The organism is Streptomyces sp. SM11 (assembly GCF_002910905.1).
Taxonomy (GTDB): domain Bacteria; phylum Actinomycetota; class Actinomycetes; order Streptomycetales; family Streptomycetaceae; genus Streptomyces.
This window is the reverse complement of the sequence record NZ_NEUE01000147.1, coordinates 1-17,600: the sequence shown is the minus strand read 5'-3', so window position 1 is coordinate 17,600 and position 17,600 is coordinate 1. Positions and strand designations below refer to the sequence as shown.

At 69.8% G+C, this 17,600-nt stretch carries 11 protein-coding genes; 7 read left to right on the top strand and 4 right to left on the bottom strand.

The genetic code is table 11. From position 1 onward, the window contains the following. Positions 1-1,564 (bottom strand): phage/plasmid primase, P4 family (locus B9S58_RS12615; protein WP_374935667.1); only part of this gene is annotated, 1,564 nt, incomplete at its 3' end. A gap of 1,330 nt (positions 1,565-2,894) precedes the next feature. Further along, the gene (locus B9S58_RS12610) at positions 2,895-3,248 is read right to left on the bottom strand and encodes a hypothetical protein (RefSeq protein ID WP_103532214.1); all 354 of its coding nucleotides are present in this window, start codon (positions 3,246-3,248) and stop codon (positions 2,895-2,897) included. A 302-nt stretch (positions 3,249-3,550) separates the two neighbouring features. On the opposite strand from B9S58_RS12610, the gene B9S58_RS12605 reads away from it, so the two are divergent. After that, positions 3,551-4,759: a transposase gene (locus B9S58_RS12605; RefSeq protein ID WP_258044425.1), complete on the top strand. Its 1,209-nt coding sequence runs from the start codon at positions 3,551-3,553 to the stop codon at positions 4,757-4,759. A 39-nt stretch (positions 4,760-4,798) separates the two neighbouring features. On the opposite strand, the gene B9S58_RS12600 is transcribed toward B9S58_RS12605, so the two are convergent. Next, on the bottom strand, positions 4,799-5,266 hold the full coding sequence (locus B9S58_RS12600; RefSeq protein ID WP_103532213.1) for a hypothetical protein: 468 nt from the start codon (positions 5,264-5,266) through the stop codon (positions 4,799-4,801). A gap of 4 nt (positions 5,267-5,270) precedes the next feature. Beyond that, positions 5,271-5,834 carry a hypothetical protein gene (locus B9S58_RS12595; RefSeq protein ID WP_103532212.1) on the bottom strand — a complete coding sequence of 188 codons (564 nt, stop codon included), beginning with the start codon at positions 5,832-5,834 and terminating at the stop codon, positions 5,271-5,273. Between the two features lie 149 nt (positions 5,835-5,983). Between B9S58_RS12595 and B9S58_RS12590 the strand changes: the two genes are divergently transcribed. The 6 genes from B9S58_RS12590 (at position 5,984) to B9S58_RS12565 (ending at position 17,522) form a co-directional block, all read left to right on the top strand. Then, entirely contained in the window at positions 5,984-6,427 is a 444-nt protein-coding gene (locus B9S58_RS12590) for a helix-turn-helix domain-containing protein (protein ID WP_103532211.1), read from the top strand. 181 nt (positions 6,428-6,608) lie between these two features. Continuing rightward, entirely contained in the window at positions 6,609-7,577 is a 969-nt protein-coding gene (locus B9S58_RS12585; RefSeq protein ID WP_103532210.1) for a DUF1702 family protein, read from the top strand. A gap of 102 nt (positions 7,578-7,679) precedes the next feature. Beyond that, a complete protein-coding gene (locus tag B9S58_RS12580; RefSeq protein WP_103532209.1) occupies positions 7,680-8,660 on the top strand; it encodes a DUF1702 family protein in 981 nt (326 codons plus the stop codon). Beyond that, complete coding sequence (locus B9S58_RS12575) at positions 8,657-10,585, top strand: CRTAC1 family protein (RefSeq protein ID WP_103532208.1); 1,929 nt, start codon at positions 8,657-8,659, stop codon at positions 10,583-10,585. The genes B9S58_RS12580 and B9S58_RS12575 overlap by 4 nt, the downstream gene beginning before the upstream one ends. Then, on the top strand, positions 10,582-11,703 hold the full coding sequence (locus tag B9S58_RS12570) for an enediyne biosynthesis protein (RefSeq protein ID WP_103532207.1): 1,122 nt from the start codon (positions 10,582-10,584) through the stop codon (positions 11,701-11,703). Before B9S58_RS12575 ends, B9S58_RS12570 begins: the two co-directional genes overlap by 4 nt. After that, positions 11,700-17,522, top strand: a complete 5,823-nt coding sequence (locus B9S58_RS12565) for a type I polyketide synthase (protein WP_103532206.1) — start codon at positions 11,700-11,702, stop codon at positions 17,520-17,522. Before B9S58_RS12570 ends, B9S58_RS12565 begins: the two co-directional genes overlap by 4 nt. The last annotated feature ends 78 nt before the right edge of the window (positions 17,523-17,600 follow it).

The window sequence follows — 17,600 nt, the reverse complement described above, 5'->3', positions numbered from 1 at the left end:
GGATGCCGGGGTAGTGCTTGCGTTGGTTGGAGAGGAGCATTTCTTTGGGTGAGGACAGTCCGATGGTTTCGCGGACGCGGGCTGCGAAGGCGCGGGAGGAGGTGGGGGTGATGCCTTCGGCGCGTGACCAGGTTCTGTAGGCGTTGTAGAGGCGGGCCTGTTCGACACGGTGGTGGGGCTGGAGGGTGCAGCGTTCGGTGAGGAAACGGCCGGTGTGGTCCTCGGTCTCGGCGTAGGCGGTGGTGGCGATGCGGACGGTTTCGGGTCCGGTGAGGTCGCGTGGGCTGTTGAGGTACTGATGGGCTCCGGTGACGAGCCAGTTCAGGATGCCGGGGCCTTCCTCGGTGACGAGGATGTCGGCGAGGTTGTCGATCTTCTGGTGGTCGGAGACGACACGGTCGAAGGGGATCAGACGCATCCGGCGCCAGAAGGCGTAGCCGCCGGTACCGACCTCGGGGCGGTGGTTGCCCAGGAGCCAGAGTTTGTGGGTGGGGGCGAAGGAGAAGAAGTCCTGGCGCATCCGGCGTGCCTTGATGCGGTCGCCGCCGGTCAGGAGTTTGACCCGGGCCTCGTCGAAACGGTCACCCGGCTTGACCTCGGAACACACGATCACGCGGCGGCCGTGGAGTTCGGCGAGATCGGTGGGGTGTCCCTCGAAGGGCCGGGCCATCAGGAAACCGGGAGGCGCAGCATCGGCGTAGTCACCCAGAAGCTTGATCAGAACGTCCAGGAGAACGGACTTCCCGTTCTTCCCCGAACCGAAGAGGAACGGCAGGACCTGCGCCCCGACATCACCGGTGAGGGAGTACCCCAGCAGCAGATGCAGGAAACGGATCATCTCCGTGCCCTGGGCATCGTCCCCGAACGTGTCGGCCAGGAAACGGTTCCAGCGCGGAGTCGGCATCCGCCGCGGACCGATCGACGTCGAACGGGAATGGAAGTCCCGGTCCGGATCCGGAGCCCGCAGCACCCCCGACCGCAGATCCACGATCCCCGCCGGCGTGCACAGCACATACGGGTCCGCGTCCAGCGCACCCGCGCTCAGCACCATCCCCGGCGCCGACCTCGCCTGCCCCAGCAGCGCGTTGATCCCCGACGTACTCAACGCACGACGACGATGCCTGTGCAACACCGCATCCGAATACACCCCCCGCGGATCACTCGTGGCGATCCCCTCCGCCATCTCCCCCGCCGCCCACAGCACCGTATCGTCCTCATCACTCCGCCACCGCGTCCCGTCCCACCGATACCACCCCAGACCCGACACATGCCGGTAATCCCGCGCATACAACCGCACAAACAACTTCGCATTCCCCCGATCCGTCAACGAATCCGGCAACAACCCCACCGCCAACACCTGGTCGGAGGCCGCAGGGGGTCGGGACTGTCGTGCGGACGGGCGGCCGATCGTTGCGGTCGGGACGCTGTGAACGATCTGAAGGAGCCTGTTGTCGCACACCGGCTCGGCATCCGGCCTCTGGAGGCCGACGGTCTGGGGTGGCCGGGCGGCGGCCGACGGTACGTCCTCGGGACGTCCGGTCATGTCGGCCGCCGCGGCGGACATGATGTTCGAGGGGTGACGGCCCCCGGCTTCTGCCGCGGGCCCGGCTCCCTCAGCCACGGACTCTCCTGACCTTCGGTACATGCGGAAGGCCTGCCCGCAACGTCCTACGCGCGTCGACTTCCCGGCTACGGGCTTCCACGATGAAGTGTGTGCGGTTCTGGTCCGCCCCTGCACACCCGCGGCGGGAGTTCGGGCGGGCGTGCCTACGGCGGCGCGGCGCGGCAGGGAATTCGACCGCTGCTGGTTTCGCGATGGTCCGCGGCCCCGCGGCGGTGGCAGGGCGTCCGACGCGCTCCGGCCGAGGCGGTGGTCGAGGGGAACGCGGCGCTCCGTGGGGGACAGCGGTGTTCGGGCCCGTCCGGTGCTCTCCGTCGGGAGCGGAGCTCTGTGCGCCTCCGGCTCCGGGGCGCGGAACGTGGGGGAGAAGGGCTGCACGGCGGTGACAGCGCGCTGGTTCCGAGGCACCGCGCCACGCGGAGATGAGTACGCTCGCGGGACTCGTCCTGCGAATCAGGGAGGTGGCCCCGGCGGCCCGCAGCGGGGGTAGGTCCTTGGAGGCGTTGCTTGCGGCTGTACTCATCACACGTGCACTCCACTGGATCATCGAAACTGACCGTACTTTGGGTGCCTGAACGTGCCAGGGCGCCTCGTGCCCTCTCCCGTCGGAGATCGCCCTCGAAGCATCATAAGAATGATTCCTTCCTTGTCCATGCTGGACGAGTGTGCAACTCGATTGTCCGACAGGCGGCCTGTAACGCAGAGGTGCGAGCCGCGGGGACGGATCACCTCCGTCCGCGTCGCCGTAAAGGTGTTCACCAACAGCGTCTTCGCGGGTGCGAACTCTCCTGGCTGGTGGACCGGGTCGGCGGCGCTCGTCTCGATGCACACCACTGTGGACATCCGGGCCTCCGCACGCATGGTCTCGCACGCATGGTGGCGGGCCCCTGCGCCGGAGCGCAGGCGCATACCCGGCAAGTCCGGCCGACGCGGTCCGAAACCGTGAACCGTGGGACTCCGCACCCTCGTGACGATTTTCTGCCGATGGCCCCTGGCTATTCACCCGGCGCCCGTTAAGGTCGTGCCCGGGGGAGCATAAGTGATCGACGTCACGCCGTTGTCGTCGACGGGGCGCGTGGGGGAGGGGTGTATGAGGACAGCGACGGGCGGAGCTGCCGAGCGTGGGCAGCCCGGCGGCACGGTGGTGGCGCAGGACGGTTCCGGCGCCGGTCACCGGACGTACGATCCGCGACGCCCTCTCCTCGGGTCACGCCGGGGGGAGCAGGTCGTCGTCGGCAGCGGCACGTCGCAGCGGCTCGTGGGTGGTGGACAGTCAGATGTCCGTCCGTGCCGAGCCGCCCGGACGCTCCTCCAGCCGTAGCAGGGGGGTGCGGACCGTGTCCTCGTGCTCGATGAGGCGGGCGAGCTCCGGAGCCGGATCGGCCAGGTGTTGCGGGGGCGCCTCGGAGGTGTCATCGGACCGTTCGGTGGCCGCCTTGACCCTGACCCGGTCCTCGGCCTCGACTGCTTCGGCGAGGTCCGCCTCCAGCGGGAGGCGGAAGGTGACCGCACCCGTCGATACGTCGGCCTCTTCGCTGATCCTGGCCGGCCGCGCACCCGCGTTCCCGTCGAGGCCGGACCGCGGGACGGTGCCGCGTGTACGTGCCACCCGTTCCTGTTCCACCATGTTCTCTCCGAGGTCGTGGACTGTGGGGCGCACATCGTGGGAAGCCTCGGTGCCGAGGGGAGCCGCGGCCCTGCCCCCCGGGCGGCCGACGACGGCCGGTCTAGGGCGGGACCAGGGCTCGAAAACAACCGCGAGTTGCTCATGCAGATGGACCTGTTCAAGGGAGGGGCGGGACGATCGCGATCTTCGTTCCGGCGGAATCCGGCGCTGGTGGCCAACGAGAACGCCTCCTGTCCCGTTGAAAAAAGAGTACGTATTCTTTGGGGCGCTCGATGGGATGCCCCAGTGGAAGGGAACGAGCCATGGCGGCACAGGACGTGAGCCACGCGCAACTACCGGTCTCCGTATTTGCCGATCAGATCTTCGGGCATCTGCCGAGGGCCGATCAGCGGGCCTGGGCCCAGACGTATCTGGCCGGCCTGCTGACCACCGAGGGCAAGAAATCGATACGGCGGATGGCCGCCACCGTCTCCGGTTCACCCACTGCCTCCCAGTCGATGCACCAGTTCCTCAACGCCAGTCCCTGGGACTGGAACCCGGCGCGGGCCGAGCTGATGCGGTGGGTCGAGCAGCGCCTGTCGCCGCGCGCCTGGGTCCTCTCGGTTTCGGTGCTCCGCAAGCGGGGCGACCACTCCTGTGGTGTGCACCGGCGCTTCGTCCCCGCCACCGGACGCTCCGTCAACTGCCAGCTCGCGGTGGGAGCTTTCCTCGCCGCCCGGACGGAGGCGGTCCCGGCCCACTGGGGGCTGCTGCTGCCCGGCTCCTGGGCCGACGACCAGACGCGCCGTGCGCGGGCGCGCATCCCGGACGACGTCGGTCAGCTCACCGTCGAGCAGCACGCGCTCGACCTCGTCGACGCCCTGTCCGCGAGCACCCAGCTCAGCGCCCGGCCGGTGGTGGCCGACCTGAGCCATCACTCGGGGGTGGCCTCGCTGGTGCGTGGACTCAGCGCCCGGGGACGCGAGTTCATCGTCTCCCTGCCCGGACGGACCCCGGTGGTCCCCGTCGGCCGGACGGCCGCGCGCGGTGCGTACGCCTCGAAGCTGCCCGCGGCCGTGGAGGCACAGCGCCTGTTCGGCCTCAAGCACAGTGGTCAGCTCAGATCCCATGCCCATGACGGGCTCGGCAGCGCCGAGCACACCGCGATGATGACCACACTGGTGCGTTTGCCGCAGGTGCGGCTCTCCCGTCAGGCCCCGCACCCCACCTACCGGGTCTTCGGCCTCCGTTCCTGCGCGGGGCACTCTCCGCGGATCTGGCTGACCAACATGACGCAGCGGCGTACCGATGAGCTGATCACGCTGACCGGACTCCAGCGCCGGGCCGGCGCCGCGGTGCAGACGCTGGAGGACAGTGTCGGGCTGCTCGACTTCGAGGGGCGGTCCTACCCGGGCTGGCACCACCACATGACGCTGGTCTCGGCAGCCTTCGCGTACAACCGGCTGGGGCTGCCCGGCTCCCCCGACGGAGGAGGGCCGGGAGGGGGGCATGACGGAGGGGCAGCGGGCTGATCCCTCGGATCAGCCCGCCCGTGTTCCGGGGCACTACGCTCACGCCGTCGCCGCCGACGGGCCGCTTCGCGCGGGCAGTGGAGGCGGCATCAGGTGGCGGCGAGCCACGGCTGTGAGCAGGACGTAGGCGAGGATCGTCAGCACAGCCGTGAAGATCCACGCGCGTGATCCGGTCGGGTCGTAGACCCGCCCCGCGTTGCCCACGTCCACGGCCTGCGCCGTCTGCCCCGCTTCGAAGGTGTCGCGGCCGCTGCCGTACAGCTTGACGCCCCCGAGTTCCACGGTGCCGTCGTCGGACCGGAACGTTCCCGACCACTCGCAGGTGGTGTGCCCGCCGTGCCCCACGCACACGAGCCGGGCCGCGGTGAAGGTGCCCCGCGGGCCGTCGGCCGTGGCGGCCCTGGCGACGGTGCCGAGATCGGGCACCGTCACCCAGAACAGCAGGACTCCGGTCAGCAGGAGCAGCAGGGACACGAACCCGGAGGGCTTTCGCCCGCCCGCGGCCACGAGCTCAGTCCTTCGGCGCGCAGGCGCACCGCGCGGCGGCGTTGTCCGGCCGTTTTCCGCGGGTGTGCAGGTACATCGCCACCACCATGGGGATCGTCACCAGAGTGTTGTAGAAGAGGTGGAGTTCCACCCGGGGAATGATCAACTGGATCAGGCTCGCCGGAGCGGCCTTGCCCAGGAGGTGTGCCCCCGCGAGCACCTGGACCAGGAGCAGCAGGTGCTCCAGGTGGTGCCACACCTGAACGCCGAGCGACACCTTCCACCAGGTGCCCGAGCGACCGGTGAACCCCGGGCGCAGGAGGAACAGGCCGGCCATCATCACCAGGGCGTAGCCGTAGTGCATCCATTCCGAGGTGACGAGCCACGGGAACGGAACCCCGAGTACGCCGCGCGCCTCAGGGATCGGCCAGCCCATGACGTAGATCTGGTACGCCTGTACCAGGTGCTCCGCCCAGTGCGCGACGACGATGAAGATGAACACGCGCAGGCCCAGTTGGTGGTGGCGGCCGTTCACGGCGTCGACTCCGCCCCGCAGCGTGCGCGGTAACGTTCCCGTGGTGATGGCCATGTTCGAACCTCCGGTTCGGGGACTGAGAGGTAGCGGGTGGCCCATCACACCAGGTGCGCTCGCGTGCGAACTTCTTCCGTAGTGCCCTCTTTCCATCTCCGTGACCGTCTCGTAGGTCCTGTGATGCAACGCGGGCGGTACGGTCGGGCATGCTGCCACGGACGTACGAAGGACAGGACTGCTCGCTGGCCCGTTCCCTGGAGGTGATCGGGGAACGCTGGAACCTCCTGATCGTCCGCTCCGCCCTGCTCGGGGTCGGACGGTACGACGCGTTCCTGCGTCAGATGCCGATCTCCCGCAACGTGCTCGCCGACCGGCTCGGCCGACTCGTCGAGCTGGGGGTCATGAGCCGGGTCGTGTACCAGGAGAAGCCGGTGCGCCACGAATACCCGCTCACCCCCATGGGCCGTGAGCTCACCGTCGCGGTGGTCGCGCTGATGCAGTGGGGTGACCGGAACCTTCCTGCCGAACTGGGACCACCCCGGCAGGCACGGCACATCGGGTGCGACGGCGACGTACGGGTGCGTCTGAACTGCTCCTCCTGCGGACGCGACATTCATGAGGAGGAGGTGGCCGTGCGGCTGGCGCGCTGATTGCAGGTCCGTCGCGTCTCGTCCGAGCACCGCAAACCGTGAGTTGCGGACGCGTTCATTTACTCTCAAACCCCTTGCAGAACAAGGGTTCTGCGCATTTGCGAAGATGCCCTGATCTTTGCAGCGAGCCGACCATGAGGCCCTCCGCCACCCCCCTGGTGGCCGGTCGAAGGAGGCACGCGTGGCATCGGCGATGGGATCTCTGCGCAGACTTCTGATGGCTCCGTCCCTCCGCGACGTGAGCTTCGCGGGCCGCGGTTTCCCGTTGACCGAGACCGCGGCGACCCGGCAGCTGGAGACCATCCCCCAGACCGTGGTGACCGGTTTCGAGTGGGGCATCGAGTCGAAGAGCCTGTGGGAGACCGAACGCCGGCTCTCCCTGGTGGATCTGGAGCTGCAGGGCTTCGCCTACGAGGGCGCGACCATGGCGTCGGTGATCCGGGACTCGATGCCGGGCCGGGGCGGTCGCACCGCGCAGCTGCTCCAGGGTGCCGGGCGACGGCATGTCTTCCTCAACTACATCGGCATCGGTTTCGCGATGGCCAAGCTGCCCAGGCCGCTGTGGAAGAAGGTCATGCCCGAGCTGGACGGTGAGGACTTCTACCCGCCGATGAGCTGGCTCGCGGTGGACGGCTACGGTTTCGACCGCGCGTACTTCCATCCCGCCCGCTGGGTCGGTCAGCAGCGCCTGGACACCCCGTACGCCTGGGACGGCCACCGGGACTACTTCCAGCGGGCGGTCGACCAGGGCATCGGACGTGCCGTGTGGTTCATCCACGGCGCCCGGGTGGACGCTGTCTGCGCCGCCGTCCACCGGTTCCCGGCCGAGCGCCGGCCGGACCTGTGGGCGGGCGTCGGGCTCGCGGCCACGTTCGCCGGATGTTCCACGGCGGCCGAACTGGCTTCGCTGCGCGCCCGGTCCGGCGAGCTGAGCGGGCATGTCGCCCAGGGCTCCGTCTTCGCCGCGAAGGCACGCCACTTCTCCGGCACCGTGCCCGAGCACACCCGGACCGCGTTACACGCGTTGGCCGGGATCACCGTCGAATCGGCTGCCGCACTCGCCGACGACGCCGCGCCGACGGGCGCGGCCGGCAGTGTTCCCGCCTATGAGATCTGGCGCCGTTCGGTGCGCGAAAAGATTTCGGTGTAAGCATTCTTGGAGTAGACATTCGGTCACCCCAATTGAATATGTTCGGACTCAACGAATAGGAATATCAGGCAAAGGAATCGAAGGGCGGTCTTCCAGGTGTCCATGTTGCGAGCGCTGAGGCGCCGAGTTCTCACTCCCAACGTCCGTGAAACGCTGCTGGAAACACGGGGATTCCACGTCAAGGACGCGGATACCAAGCACCAGTTGGAGACGGTTGGGGCATGCTTCCTCCAGGGGTACGCCTACGCGGTCGAGGCCCGTTCGGCGGAACAGGCCGTCGACTGGCTGGAGACCGTTCCCCGGGCCTTTCGCGGTTTCGCCTACGAGGGTGCCGGCATGGGCGCCGTCATGCTCGACTCACTCACCGGGGGCAACCGGAGACTGACCGGGATTCTGGAGGGCGAGGGCCGACGGCACAACTACATGATCTACGTCGGGATCGGCTGGGCGATGGCCAGACTGCCCAGGTTCCTGTGGCCGGACGTGGCCACGACCGATCCCGTGCTGCGCTGGCTGATCCTGGACGGATACGGCTTCCACCAGGCGTACTTCAAGACCGACTCCTACGTCCGAGAGCCTGCCGCCGAACACGCCTTCACCTGGAAGGGCGGCCCGGACGCCTACAGTGCCCGCGTCATCGACCAGGGCATCGGGCGGGCCATGTGGTTCGTCGGGGGAGCCGACCCCGACGTCGTGGCCGATCTCATCGGCACGTTCCCCGAGCACCGCCGCAGCGACCTCTACGCAGGCGCCGGACTCGCCTGCACCTATGCGGGAAGCGTGGACGAGGACGAGTTGTGGCGTCTCGCCAAGCACGCGGGCGACCACCTGCCCCACCTGGTGCAGGGTTCCGCGTTCGCCTGCGAGGCCCGGGAACGGGCGGGGACGACGATCTCCCACACGCACCTGGCGGCCCGGGTCCTGTGCGGGGGCCGGACCCCCGCGGAAGCCTCCCGGGTGTGCGTCGACGCGCGGCCCGCCACCTGCGACGGCGGGGAGGTCCCGGCGTTCGAGACCTGGCGGCAGCACATCGCCACCACCATCAGTTCCGTTCCGCACACGCAGAAGGGCGCCGTCGCATGACACATCCCCTTACCTGGCTGCGAAAGCAGATGCCCGGGGTCATCGCGCTCGCCCTGATGGTCGGCACCTTCTACGCGGTGAAACCGTCGGAGTCCAGCGCCGCCGAGAAAGCGGAAATGGCGGAGAGTTTCGCTTTCGAGCCGATGGCGATAGCCATGCCCGGCGGATACAAGAGGCAGAGCGTCCGCAAGGTGAACAAGGCCTACAAGCACATCGAGGCGTGGATCTCCTCGGTCGGTGCGGGCGTCGCCATGAATGACATCGACGGCGACGGCCGGCCCGACGATCTGTGCGTCACCGACCCGCAGATCGACCAGGTCGTCATCACACCCGCGCCGGTGTCCGGACGCGGGAGTCCCTCGTACGCCCCGTTCGTGCTCGACCCGGCGCCGCTGCCCAAGAGCGACATCATGGCCCCGATCGGCTGCCTCCCCGGCGACTTCAACGAGGACGGCGCGATGGACCTGCTCGTGTACTACTGGGGTCGCACCCCGGTGATCTTCCAGGCGAAGAGGGAGCCCGGCAAGGACACCACGACCATGGACCCGGAGTGCTTCGAGCCCGTCGAACTCGTCCCGGGCAACGGCAGCGGTGTCTACAGCGGCCCGCTGTGGAACTCCAACGCCGCGACGGTCGCCGACTTCGACGGCGACGGGCACAACGACATCTACATCGGGAACTACTTCCCCGACAGCCCCGTTCTGGACGACACCGTGCACGGCGGTGTGTCGATGAACGACTCGCTGTCCCATGCCCAGAACGGCGGCGGCGGCCACTTCTTCCGCTGGACCCCCTCCGGCTTCGAGCAGGTCAAGAACGTCCTGCCGAAGGACATCGACCGGGGTTGGACGCTGGCCGTCTCTGCCACCGACCTGGACGGCGACCAGCGCCCCGAGATGTACCTCGCGCACGACTTCGGGACGTCGGCCCTCCTCTACAACCGGTCGACCCCCGGCACGTTCAAGTTCAGCGAGGTCAAGGCCGACCACACCGCGACCACTCCCAAGTCCAAGGAGATCGGCCGCAGCTCCTTCAAGGGCATGGGTGTCGACTTCGGTGACCTGGACAACGACGGTCTGTACGACGCCTTCGTCTCCAACATCACCACGTCGTTCGGCATCCAGGAGTCGAACTTCGCCTTCATCGGAACGGCCCGTGACAAGGCGGACCTGCGGGCCAAGTTCCGCGACGGCGTCGCCCCCTACAAGGACGAGAGCTCCCCGCTCAACCTCGCCTGGTCCGGATGGGGCTGGGACGTGAAGATGGGCGACTTCGACAACGACGGGATCCAGGAGATCACCCAGGCCGTCGGCTTCGTCAAGGGCAAGCGCAACCGCTGGGCGCAGCTCCAGGAGCTCGCCACCGCCAACGACGCGCTGCTCAAGCACCCCCGCTTCTGGCCCCGTGTGGAGGAGGGCGACGACCTTGCCGGCGACCAGCACCTGCGCTTCTTCGTCCAGGACGAGGACGGCGAGGCCTACAGCGACCTGTCCAAGCAGCTCGGTCTGGCCGTACCCGTGCCCAGCCGGGGCATCGCCACCGGCGACGCCGACGGCGACGGGCGCCTCGACATGGTCGTGGCACGCCAGTGGGAGGACCCCGTCTTCTACCGCAACACGAGCGAGAGCACGGGCGGCTACATGAATCTCCGTCTCACCGACGACGCCGGATCGCCCGTGATCGGCGCACAGGTCACCGTGACCCTGTCGGACGGCAGCACCCGCCTGGGCCGTGTCGACGGTGGCAGCGGCCACTCCGGCAGGCGCAGCCAGGACGTGCACATCGGACTCGGCCAGGAGGCCGAGGGGCCGCTGCAGACCCGCCTGACCTGGCGTGACCGTACCGGACAGGTGCGCAACAAGGATCTCCAGCTGGCCCCCGGCCACCACTCGCTGGAACTCGGCGCCGACGTGAAGGAGAAGTGACCGTGACCGATACCAAGACGCTCGCGGCCGCGCCCCGGCACGACGTGAAGGTCATCACGGCCCTCCGCCGGTTCGCGATCTCGATCTCGATCCTCAACATCGCCGGGTACACCTTCCTCGGCTTCGAGCAGCCCTGGCTGTGGCCGTTCATCGCGGTCCTCACCGCCTACGTGGTGGAGATCGCGCTGGAGGCCGTCAGCGCACGTGGCGAGAAGCGGATGCCCCGCTACGCGGGCGGCGGGTTCAAGGGAATGGTCGAGTTCCTCTTTCCCGCGCACATCACCGGCCTCGCCGTGAACATGTTGACCTACGTCAACGACCGCGTCTGGGTCATGGTCTTCGGTGTCATCGTGGCCGTCGGCACCAAGTGGGTGCTTCGGGCCCCGCTTAAGGGGCGCATGCGGCACTACATGAACCCGTCGAACATCGGCATCACGGCGATCCTTCTCCTCTTCCCCTGGGCCAGCATCGCCCCGCCCTACCACTTCACCGAGTACCTGTACGGCCCCGCCGACTGGGTCCTCCCGGCGATCATCCTGGTCCTGGGCACCATGCTGAACGCGAAGCTGACAGGCCGTATGTGGCTGATCATGGCCTGGCTCGTCGGCTTCGTCGTGCAGGCCGTCGTGCGAGGTCTGGTCATGGGGACCTCCATCCCCGCGGCGCTCGGCATGATGACCGGGGTGGCCTTCGTCCTCTTCACCAACTACATGGTCACCGACCCCGGCACCTCGCCCTCCAAGCGTTCCTCCCAGATCGCCTTCGGCGCCGGCGTCGCCGCGATGTACGGGGTGCTGACCGCTCTCGGCATCGCGTACGGCATCTTCTTCGCCACCGCCCTGGTGTGCCTGATCCGCGGTGGCTACCTGTGGGGTCTGCACTTCCTCGCCGAGCAACGTGCGACCTCGGCGCTTCCGGCCCCCGCCCACCGGGACAGTCCGGTCCAGGAGACCGCACCCGCCTCGGCGCCACCCCCTGCCGCGTCCGTGCCGGAAGGCGCCGCGCCGCGACCGACGGCGGTCGCGCTCTCGGGCGACCCCTGCAAGGACGGCACCTGCTTCCACGGCAGGTGCGCAGCCGAACGAGCGGCCAAGAAGAAGGCGACGGTGCCTGTATGAGCCGAATAGCCATCGTCGGGGTCGCGTGCACCTACCCCGACGCCACCACGCCCCGCGAACTGTGGGAGAACGCGGTCGCCGGGCGACGCGCCTTCCGCCGTCTGCCCGATGTCCGGATGCGCCTGGACGACTACTGGAACCCGGACCCCACGGTCCCCGACACGTTCTACGCACGCAACGCCGCGGTCCTGGAGGGGTGGGAGTTCGACCGTGTCGCCCACCGGATCGCGGGCAGCACCTACCGCTCGACGGACCTGACCCACTGGCTCGCCCTGGACACGGCGACCCGGGCACTGGCGGACGCCGGCTTCACCGCCGGTCAGGGCCTGCCCGGCGAGCGCACCGGAGTCGTCGTCGGCAACACCCTGACCGGCGAGTTCTCCCGCGCCAACGGGATGCGCCTGCGGTGGCCCTACGTACGCCGGGTGCTCGCCGACGCGCTCAAGGGGCAGGACTGGGACGACGACCGTCTCGGCACCTTCCTCCAGGGGGTGGAGGACGCCTACAAGAAGCCGTTCCCCGCCGTGGACGAGGACACCCTCGCAGGTGGCCTGTCCAACACCATCGCCGGCCGGATCTGCAACCACTTCGACCTGAACGGCGGGGGCTACACCGTCGACGGCGCGTGCTCCTCCTCGCTGCTGTCGATCACCACCGCGGCCACCTCGCTGCAGGGAGGCGACCTCGATGTCGCCATCGCCGGCGGCGTCGACCTGTCCATCGACCCCTTCGAGATCATCGGCTTCGCCAAGACCGGTGCGCTCGCCCGGAAGGAGATGCGGCTCTACGACCGCGGCTCCAACGGATTCTGGCCGGGCGAGGGCTGCGGCATGGTCGTGCTGATGCGCGAGGAGGACGCGATCGCCGCCGGGCACCGTATCTACGCCTCCATCGCCGGCTGGGGCATCTCCTCCGACGGGCAGGGCGGCATCACCCGGCCCGAGGTGAGCGGATACCAGCTCGCGCTGTCCCGCGCCTACGAACGGGCGGGCTTCGGCATCGAGACCGTGCCGCTCTTCGAGGGCCACGGCACCGGTACCGCCGTCGGTGACGCCACCGAACTGCGGGCCATCATGGGCGCCCGCGCCCAGGCCGGCCCTCGGTCTCCCAGCGCCGTCATCAGCTCCGTCAAAGGCATGATCGGCCACACCAAGGCGGCGGCCGGGGTCGCCGGACTGATCAAGGCGGTCATGGCCCTGGAATCCGCGGTGCTGCCGCCCGCCATCGGTTGCGTGGACCCCCACGAACTGCTCACCGACGATGCCGCCAACCTGCGGGTACTGCGCAAGGCGGAGGCGTGGCCGGAGAACGCCCCCCTGCGGGCCGGGATCACGGCCATGGGATTCGGCGGCATCAACACCCACGTCGTCCTCGAAAGGTCGGCCGCCTCCGGGCGCCGGCCGGCCGTCAGCCGCCGGACCACGCTGCTGGCCAACTCCCTCCAGGACTCCGAACTGCTGCTCCTCGACGGGGAGTCGCCCACGGCACTGGCCCAGCGGCTGGCAGCCGTGGCCGACTTCGCCGCGCAGGTCTCCTACGCGCAGCTCGGCGACCTGGCCGCGACCCTCCAACGAGAACTGCGCGAGCTGCCCCACCGGGCCGCCGTCGTCGTCACCTCGCCCGAGGACGCGGAGCTCAGGCTGCGCGGCCTCGCCCGTACCGCCGAGACGCACACGCCCGCCGAAGGCCCGTTCTTCTCCCCGGACGGCCGTGCCTTCCTCGGCAAGGCCGTCGAGCGTGCCCGTATCGGCTTCCTCTTCCCGGGCCAGGGCTCCGGCACGTCCACCGCCGGAGGCGCGCTCGCCCGCCGCTTCACCGAAGCCGCCGACGTGTACGCGCGTGGCGACCTGCCCACCGCCGGGGACATGGTGGCCACCGACGTGGCCCAGCCGCGGATCGTCACCGGTTCGACGGCGGGACTGCGGGTGCTGGACGCTCTGGGCATCGAGGCCGACATCGCGCTCGGCCACAGCCTCGGCGAGCTCTCCGCCCTCCACTGGGCGGGCGCGATGGACTCCACCACTCTGCTGGAGGCCGCACGCACCCGCGGGGCGGCCATGGCCGAGCACGGTGTCTCGGGCACGATGGCCTCGCTGACCGCCACCCCCGAGGAAGCCGGGGCCCTCGTCGAGGGACTCCCTGTCGTGATCTCCGGGTACAACGGCCCCCGGCAGACGGTGATCGCCGGAACCGTCGAGGCCGTGGAGAGCGTGGCGGAGCGGGCAGCGGCCGCAGATTTCGCCTTCACCCGCCTCGCCGTGTCCCACGCCTTCCACTCCCCCCTCGTCGCTCCGGCCGCCGACTCCTTCGGGGACTGGCTCGCGGGAGCGCGACTGGGCGGACTGGAGCGCCGGGTCGTCTCCACCGTCACCGGTGCGGAGCTGGAGAGCGACACCGACCTCGCCAAGCTCCTGCGGCAGCAGATCACCGACCCGGTGCTGTTCACCCAGGCGGTCCGGGCGGCGGCGGACGAGGTCGACCTGTTCGTGGAGGTCGGTCCCGGCCGTGTCCTCACCACCCTGGCGGAGGCCGCCACCGAGAAGCCCGCCGTCGCGCTGAACACCGACGACGAGTCCCTGCGCGGTCTGCTCCAAGTGGTCGGTGCCGCCTACGTGACCGGCGCCCCGATCGTCCACGAACGGCTCTTCAACGACCGGCTCACACGCCCGCTGGAGGTGGGGGCGGAGTTCAGTTTCCTGGCCAGTCCCTGCGAGGGCGCACCCGAGTTCTCGCTTCCCGCCGCAGCCCGCGGCCCGTTCGTCCAGGAGCCCGACGGCGAGACGGCCGCGGACGACGGCTTCTCGGCGGGGGAGTCGGCACTCGACGTCCTGCGCGCCCTGGTCGCCGAACGGGCCGAGCTCCCACCCGAGCTGATCGACGAGAACAGCAGTCTCCTCGACGACCTGCACATGAGTTCGATCACGGTCGGCCAGATCGTCAATCAGACCGCGGTCCGGCTCGGTCTCGCTCCCTCCAGCATTCCGACCAACTTCGCCACGGCGACCGTGGCCGAACTGGCCACGGCTCTCTCCACCCTCGTCGACACCGGTGAGGCCCAGGGGGCCCCGCCCGTCGTGACGGGCGCGGCCCCCTGGGCCCGGCCCTTCTCCATCGACCTCGACGAACTGCCCCTCCCCGCCGCCGTGGCGGACCGGAAGGGCGGAGCCTGGGACCTGTTCACCACCGAGGACCATCCTTTCGCCCACGATGTGCACCGCGCCCTGGAAAGCGGTGCCGTGGGCTCCGGGGTCCTGGTCTGCCTGCCACCATGCTGCTCCCCGGAGCAGCTCGAACTCGCCCTGGACGGGGCGAAGTCCGCTCTGGCGGGCGATCAGGAACGCCGTTTCGTGCTGGTACAGCATGACCGGGGAACAGCGGCCCTGGCCAAGACACTGCACTTGGAGGCGCCTCATCTGCGGACCACCGTCGTCCACACACCGGTGGCCGACGGGGTCGCGGACCGCGTGGTCGCCGAGGTCGCGGCGACCACCCGCTTCAGCGAGGTGCACCTCACCGAGGACGGCAGCCGCCGGGTGCCGGTCCTCCGCGCGCTGCCCTTCGCCCCGAAACGCACCGACCAGGTGCTGGGACCCGATGACGTCCTGCTCGTCACCGGCGGCGGCAAGGGCATCACCGCCGAGTGCGCGCTCGCCGTCGCGGAGCGGACCGGAGCGGCTCTCGCCGTGGTGGGCCGCTCCGACCCCGACCAGGACCAGGACCTCGCCGCGAACCTGCGGCGGATGCGGGACAACGGCGTCACGATCGGTTACGCGGCCGCCGATGTCACCGATCCGCTGCGCGTCGCCGAGGCGATCACCGAGCTGACCGGGGCGCTCGGCCCCGTGACAGCCGTCCTTCACGGGGCGGGCCGCAACGAGCCGGCCGCGCTCACCGGGCTCGACATGGCAGCCTTCCACACCACGCTCGCGCCCAAGGTCGACGGGCTGCGCAACGTGCTGAACGCCGTCGGTGAGGAGAACCTCAAACTCCTCGTCACCTTCGGCAGCATCATCGGCCGGGCGGGACTGCGGGGAGAGGCGCACTACGCCACCGCCAACGAGTGGCTGGCCGGCCTCACCGAGGAGGTCGCCCACCGCAACCCGCGCTGCCGTGCACTGTGCATGGAGTGGTCCGTGTGGTCCGGCGTCGGCATGGGCGAGAAGCTGTCCGTCGTCGAGTCCCTCTCCCGCGAGGGCATCGTGCCCGTCTCCCCCGACCAGGGCATCGAGATCCTGCTGCGGCTGATCGCCGACCCGGACGCCCCCGTGGTGACGGTGATCAGCGGCCGCACGGAAGGCATCGAGACCGTGCGGCGCGAGCGACCGCCGTTGCCCTTGCTGCGTTTCACCGGAGAGCCGCTGGTGCGCTACCACGGGGTGGAACTCGTCACCGAGGCGGAACTGAACGCCGGAACGGACCTCTATCTCTCGGACCATCTGCTGGACGGCAACCTGCTGCTGCCCGCGGTCATCGGCATGGAGGCAATGGTCCAGGTCGGCTTCGCGGTCACCGGACGCGAGGGCGTGCCGGTCATCGAGGATGTGCGGTTCCTGCGCCCGATCGTGGTGCCGCCCGCAGGCACGACCCGTATACGGATCGCGGCCACGGTCACCGGCACCGACACCGTGGACGTGGCTCTCCACGCGCAGGACACCGGTTTCGCGGCCGAACACTTCAGGGCCCGACTGGTCTACGACAGCGCGGCGATACCCGACGGTCCCCCCGACCAGGTCCGCCCCGGTCTGCCGGACGTACCGCTGGATCCCGCGACCGACCTGTACGGCGGCGTGCTCTTCCAGGGCGAGCGCTTCCAGAGGCTGCGCCGCTTCCACCGGGCCGCCGCGCGACACGTCGACGCCGATGTGGCCCTCGGCACGCCTTCCGGTTGGTTCGCCGGCTTCCTGCCGGGCACTCTCCTGCTCGCGGACCCGGGGATGCGCGATGCCCTGATGCACGGGAACCAGGTATGCGTCCCCGATGCGACCCTGCTGCCCTCCGGCATCGAGCGGCTGTATCCGATGGCCGCCCGCGAGGACCCGCCGGAGCTGGTCCGCTACTGCGCCACCGAACGACACCGCGACGGCGACACCTACGTGTACGACATCGCCGTACGCACTCCCGACGGCACCGTCGTCGAGCGGTGGGAGGGACTGTCCCTGCACGCCGTGCGCAAGTCCGACGGCTCCGGACCGTGGGTCGCCCCGCTGCTCGGCTCCTACCTGGAACGGACTCTGGAGGAAGTGCTCGGCACCCATCTCGACGTCGCCGTCGAACCGGACCCGGCCGGCTCCGGGGAGCCCGCTGCCGATCACCGCCGCGAGGCCACCGCACGGGCAGTCCAGCGGGCTCTGGGCGAGAGCGTGCAGATCCGCTACCGGCCCGACGGCCGACCCGAACTCGACGGCACCCGGCGTCTGTCGGCCGCCCACGGCCCAGGGGTGACCCTGGGGGTCGTCGCCGCGTCGACGGTGGCCTGCGACATCGAGGCGGTCGCTGCTCGCGGGGCGGCGGCGTGGGAGGGGCTGCTCGGTGAGAACGGGGATCTGTCCGCCCTGGTGGCCAAGGAGACGGGGGAGCATCCGGACACCTCGGCGACCCGCGTGTGGACCGCCGTCGAGTGCCTGAAGAAGGCGGGGCTGCCAGCAGGGGCACCCCTCACCCTGGAGCCGCAGAACCGGCCCGGATGGGTCGTTCTGACGGCGGGTGCGCTGCGCATCGCCACCTTCGTCACCACACTGCGCCATGTCGCGGAACCAGTCGCTCTCGCCTTCCTCACCGACGGCACGGTCGGACCGGACCAGGGAAGGCCCCGAACATGACCGGCGTCGCGGAGCGGATGCGGGAAGCGTCGAGGCTCCCGCACCCGCTCGCCTCCGCCGGCGCCGGGCGCGTCGCCG